Origin of the sequence: Cryobacterium sp. 10I1 (genome assembly GCF_035019805.1) — a bacterium.
Lineage (GTDB): Bacteria > Actinomycetota > Actinomycetes > Actinomycetales > Microbacteriaceae > Cryobacterium > Cryobacterium glucosi.
In genome coordinates, this window is record NZ_JASJVF010000193.1 from 1 (window position 1) to 6263 (window position 6263).

General features: G+C 68.0%; 3 protein-coding genes. All 3 read left to right on the plus strand.

Annotated features, from left to right (window positions below; genetic code table 11):
• On the plus strand, positions 1 to 1273 hold a 1273-nt coding region (locus QN345_RS14235; protein ID WP_323508783.1), incomplete at its 5' end, for an HAD-IC family P-type ATPase.
• A gap of 187 nt (positions 1274 to 1460) precedes the next feature.
• On the plus strand, positions 1461 to 4280 hold the full coding sequence (gene acnA / locus QN345_RS14240) for an aconitate hydratase AcnA (protein WP_134561176.1): 2820 nt from the start codon (positions 1461 to 1463) through the stop codon (positions 4278 to 4280).
• Between the two features lie 111 nt (positions 4281 to 4391).
• On the plus strand, positions 4392 to 6263 hold a 1872-nt coding region (gene dxs / locus QN345_RS14245; protein ID WP_323508784.1), incomplete at its 3' end, for a 1-deoxy-D-xylulose-5-phosphate synthase.

Sequence of the window (6263 nt, forward strand, 5' to 3'; positions counted from 1 at the left end):
GCTCCCGTTCAGCTCCGCCCGCAAGTTCAGCGGCATCACCCTCGACCTTCCCGGGCGCGGCAGTTCGTCGTGGCTCTTCGGGGCCCCCGAGCGGCTGCTCGCGGCGCACCCCGAATCGCTGGCCGCGGCATCCGCTATCGCCGCCGAGGGACACCGCACCCTCGCGCTCGTGCGCCTGGACGGGACGACACCCCTCGACACGGCGTTCGACCCGGAGCACTCCAGCCTCGAACCGGTGTGCCTCGTGGTGTTCCGCGAATCGGTGCGCCCGCACGCGGCAGAGACCCTGCGGTACTTCGCGACGCAGGGGGTGCGCGTGATCGTCATGTCCGGGGACAGCCCCGTGACGGTCGCCGCGATCGCGCGCAGCCTCGGCGTGGCCGGCGAGACGGTCAACGCTGCAGAACTCGACGATGACGAAGCACTGGCGGCGGCGCTCGAAACGACGAGCCTGTTCGGACGGGTCAGCCCCGAGCAGAAGCGGACGGCCGTCGCCCTGCTGCAGGGACAGGGGCGGACGGTCGCGATGACGGGGGACGGCGTCAACGACGCGATGGCGATCAAGGACGCCGACCTCGGCATCGCGATGGGGTCTGCGACCCCTGCCACGAAGGCGGCGTCGCGCCTCGTCCTGCTCGACAACCGCTTCGACCGCCTCCCCGAGGTGCTCGGCCTCGGTCGCAGGGTCATCGCCAACGTCGAACGCGTCGCCAACCTGTTCCTGTCCAAGACGGTCTACGGCATCCTGATCGCCCTGACGACCTCCCTGCTCGCCTTGCCGTTCCCGTTCCTGCCCCGGCAGCTCACGCTGGTCTCCGGCCTCGCGATCGGCATCCCCTCGTTCGTGCTCGCGCTTGCGCCCAACCGGCGGATCTACACCCCGGGGGTCCTGCGCCGCATCCTCCGCTACGCCGTGCCGACAGGCGCCATCGCCGCGGCGACGGCCCTCGTGACGTTCCTCTTCCTCTACGGCAGGATTCCGCTCCACGAGGCGCGGAGCGTCACGACCATCGCGCTTTTCGTCGTCTCGCTCTGGATTCTCTGCGTGCTCGCCCGGCCGCTCACGGGTCCCCGTCTCGCCCTCGTCACGGGAATGGCCGCTGCGATGGTGCTCGCGTGCACGATCCCGTTCACCCGGGCGTTCTTCGTCATCGACGTGCGCCTCGACCTCCCGTTGCTTTTCGGGATCGGCATCGGGGCGCTCGGAGCGGCGGGCATCGAGCTCATGTACCGGCATGCGCGGCGCACCGGTCTCGTTTTCGACCGCGAATAGGGCGCGCCAGGGGAAGACCGGGCAGCCGCTCCCTGCTAGAGTTATCTCTACGTCAAGATAGTTTGACGGTGATATCGTTCGGTGACGCCGCCGGTTAGGTTACCCTTGCTGGCCTTGCGCTGGTCCGTTCGTCAGGATTGGGGACTGCGGACGGATTCCCGTCAGTTTCCACAAAGGAGAGGGCATCGTGTCTGCGTTAAACAGTTTTGGAGCCAAGGACACCCTCCGCGTCGGAGCGACAGACTATGAGGTCTTTCGCCTGGACTCGGTGCAGGGTTACGAATTGCTGCCGTTCAGTCTCAAGGTGCTGCTGGAGAACCTCCTCCGCACCGAAGACGGCGCCAACATCACGGCCGATCACATCCGCGCCCTCGGCGCCTGGGTTCCCACGAGCGAACCGGACACCGAGATCCAGTTCACGCCCGCCCGCGTGATCATGCAGGACTTCACGGGCGTGCCCTGCATCGTCGACCTCGCCACGATGCGCGAGGCCGTCGCAGAGCTCGGTGGCGACCCGAACAAGATCAACCCGCTCGCACCCGCCGAACTGGTCATCGACCACTCGGTCATCGCCGACCTCTTCGGCAGCGAGAACGCCCTCGAGCGCAACGTCGAGATCGAATACCAGCGCAACGGCGAGCGCTACCAGTTCCTGCGCTGGGGCCAGACAGCCTTCGACGACTTCAAGGTCGTCCCGCCGGGAACCGGCATCGTCCACCAGGTCAACATCGAATACCTCGCCCGCGTCACGATGACCCGCGTCGTCAACGGCGTGCTGCAGGCCTACCCGGACACCTGCGTCGGTACAGACTCGCACACGACCATGGTCAACGGTCTCGGCGTTCTCGGCTGGGGCGTCGGCGGCATCGAGGCAGAGGCGGCCATGCTCGGCCAGCCCGTCTCCATGCTCATCCCCAAGGTCGTCGGCTTCAAGCTCACCGGCTCCATCCCGACCGGCGTCACCGCGACGGATGTCGTCCTCACCATCACGCAGATGCTCCGCAAGCACGGCGTTGTCGGCAAGTTCGTCGAATTCTACGGAGAAGGCGTCGCGGAGGTCCCCCTCGCCAACCGCGCGACCATCGGCAACATGAGCCCCGAGTTCGGCTCGACCGCCGCCATGTTCCCGATCGACGATGTCACCCTCGGCTACCTGCGCCTCACCGGCCGCAGCGAGGAACAGGTCGCCCTCGTCGAGGCATACGCGAAGCTGCAGGGCCTCTGGCACGACCCGGCCCGTGAGCCCGTCTTCAGCGAGTACCTCGAGATCGACCTCGGTACCGTCGTCCCCTCGATCGCCGGTCCCAAGCGTCCGCAGGACCGGGTCGAGCTCAGCCGCGCCAAGAACCAGTTCGAGACCGACCTGCAGAGCTACGCGACCCAGGACCTGTCCCAGGTCGATGCCGCCGTCGAGGCGACCTTCCCCGCCTCCGACCCGATCGGGTTCACCGCCCAGGACGAGAGCAGCGCCCACGCGATCTCGCACACCCACGTGAGCCACCCGCCGCGGACCATCTCCAGCCCGGTCGCGATCGAGACCGCCGCGGGGGCGAGCTACACCCTCGACCACGGGGCCGTCGCCGTCGCCGCGATCACCTCCTGCACGAACACGTCCAACCCGAGCGTCATGCTCGCGGCCGGGCTCCTCGCCCGCAACGCCGTCAGGAAGGGCCTCACGAGCAAGCCGTGGGTCAAGACGACCCTCGCACCGGGCTCCAAGGTCGTCACGGACTACTACGAGAAGGCCGGCCTCACCGGTGACCTCGAAGCCCTCGGCTTCTACACCGTCGGCTACGGCTGCACCGTGTGCATCGGCAACACCGGTCCGCTCATCGACGAGGTGTCCGCCGCGATCAACGAGAACGACCTCGCCGTCACGGCCGTTCTCTCGGGCAACCGCAACTTCGAGGGCCGGATCAGCCCGGACGTCAAGATGAACTACCTGGCGAGCCCGCCGCTCGTGATCGCATACGCCCTCGCCGGTTCGATGAACTTCGACTTCGAGACGGATGCCCTCGGCGACGACACCGAGGGCAACCCGGTGTTCCTCAGGGACATCTGGCCGGATTCCGCAGAGGTGCAGTCGACGATCGACAGTTCGATCGACACCGAGATGTTCACGAAGGAGTACGGCGCCGTCTTCGAGGGCGACGAGCGCTGGCGCTCCCTGCCGACGCCAGACAGCGAAGTCTTCGAGTGGGACAGCGAGTCCACCTACGTGCGGAAGCCCCCGTACTTCGACGGCATGACGCTCGAGACCACCCCGGTGAGCGACATCGTCGGCGCCCGGGTGCTCGCGAAGCTCGGCGACTCTGTCACGACCGACCACATCAGCCCGGCAGGCAACATCAAGGCCGACAGCCCCGCCGGAGCGTACCTCGTCGAGCACGGGGTCGCCCGCGGCGACTTCAACTCCTACGGATCGCGCCGGGGCAACCACGAGGTCATGATCCGCGGCACCTTCGCCAACATCCGGCTGCGCAACCAGCTCCTCGACGACGTCGAGGGCGGCTACACCCGCGACTTCACCGTCGCGGGCGCGCCGCAGTCGTTCATCTACGACGCGAGCCAGAACTACCAGGCCGCGGGCATCCCGCTCGTGATCTTCGGCGGCAAGGAGTACGGCTCCGGTTCCTCACGGGACTGGGCGGCCAAGGGAACCAGCCTCCTCGGAGTCAAGGCCGTCATCACCGAGAGCTTCGAGCGGATCCACCGCTCGAACCTGATCGGCATGGGCGTCGTCCCGCTGCAGTTCCCGGCCGGCGAGAGCTGGGCGTCCCTGGGACTGGACGGCACCGAGATCGTCTCGATCGCGGGCCTGACGGAACTCAACGCCGGCGTCACCCCGAAGACGGTCCACGTGACCGCGACCCCGAGCGAGAACTCGGCAGCGGGCAAGGCGACCGTCGAATTCGACGCCGTGGTCCGCATCGACACGCCCGGTGAGGCCGACTACTACCGGAACGGCGGCATCCTGCAGTACGTTCTTCGTTCACTGGTCGCGTAACCGGCACGATTACCGGGTAACCGTTCGGGACCGGCGCGTAGACTCAACTCCTGTTGAAGCTACGCGCCGGTTCCTTTCTGCCCGCGACGTCGTACTCGAAAGGTGTTGCCGATGAGCCTGCTGGAGACCATAACGGGGCCGCGTGACCTCGACCGCCTCTCGCTCGAAGAATTGGTCCAGCTCGCGGCGGAAGTCCGCGGCTTCCTGGTCAGCGAGGTCTCCAAGACCGGCGGGCACCTCGGGCCGAACCTCGGCGTGGTCGAGATGACCATCGCCATCCACCGCGTCTTCGAGTCGCCGCGCGACGCGATCGTCTTCGACACCGGGCACCAGTCCTATGTGCACAAGCTCCTGACCGGCCGCCAGGACTTCAGCGGCCTCCGCCAGCAGGACGGCCTCGCGGGGTACCCGCAGCGCTCGGAGTCCGTGCACGACATCGTCGAGAGCTCCCACGCTTCGAGCTCGCTGTCCTGGGCTGACGGCATCTCCCGCGCCTTCGAGATGACCGGGCAGAGCGACCGGCACGTGATCGCCGTCGTCGGAGACGGTGCGCTCACCGGGGGGATGACCTGGGAAGCGCTCAACAACATCAGCGACGACAACACCCGCCGCCTGATCATCGTCGTGAACGACAACGGCCGCTCCTATGCCCCGACGATCGGCGGCATGGCCCGGTTCCTCAACACCGTGCGCACCCGCAGCAGCTATCACGCGGCCTACCTGAGCAGCCGCCGCGCCTTCGACAACATGGGCGCACCGGCCCGTGCGTTCTTCCGCGGTGTCCGCGGCGGGCTGCACGGCTTCCTCGCCCGATTCTCCAACAACGAGGCGCTGTACTCGAACCTCGACATCAAGTACATCGGCCCGGTCGACGGGCACGACATGGAAGCGATGCTCGAGGCGCTCCAGCAGGCCAGGAACTACGGTGCGCCGGTGATCGTGCACACGATCACCCAGAAGGGCAAGGGCTACAACCCTGCCATGCAGGACACCGCAGACCAGTTCCACGCGGTCGGCCAGATCGACCCGGAGACGGGGGAGTCGACCGAGACCCCCGGCGCGCCGTCCTGGACCTCGGTCTTCGCCGACGAACTCCTGAACCTCGCGACCGAGAACCAGCGGATCGTCGGGATCACGGCGGCCATGCTGCGTCCGACCGGGCTGCACCGGATGGCGGAACGGTTCCCGAACCGGGTGCACGACGTCGGCATCGCCGAGCAGCACGCCGTGACGAGCGCCGCCGGCCTAGCCTTCGGCGGGTTGCACCCCGTCGTCGCCCTGTACGCGACCTTCATCAACCGCGCCTTCGACCAGGTCCTGATGGACGTCGCCCTGCACAAGGCCGGGGTGACCTTCGTCCTCGACCGCGCGGGCGTGACCGGCCCGGACGGGCCGAGCCACCACGGCATCTGGGACCTTGCCATCCTTCAGGTCGTCCCCGGCATCCGTCTCGCTGCGCCGCGCGACTCGACCAGGCTCCGCGAGGAGCTCGGAGAGGCCGTCGCCGTCGAGGACGGACCGACCGTGCTGCGTTTCCCGAAGGGCAGCACCGGGGTCGAGTTCGACGCTGTGGCCCGCCTCGACGACGGCGTCGACGTTCTCCTCGAATCGACGCAGAAAGACGTGCTCATCGTCACGGTCGGACCGATGGCGGCCATGGGCCTCGACGTCGCCAGGCGCCTGTCAGCGCAGGGGATCGGCGCGACCGTCATCGACCCGCGCTGGGTCGTCCCTGTGCCCAGGAGCCTGGTCGGGCTCGCCGCTGAGCACCGCCTCGTCGTGAGCATCGAAGACGGGATCCGGGTCGGGGGAATCGGCACGCGCATCCGCCAGGACCTGCGCGAGGCCGGCGTCGACACGGCCGTCACCGAACTCGGACTGCCCGACGAATTCCTCGCCCACGGCACCCGCGCCTTCGAGATGACCGGGCAGAGCGACCGGCACGTGATCGCCGTCGTCGGAGACGGTGCGCTCACCGGGGGG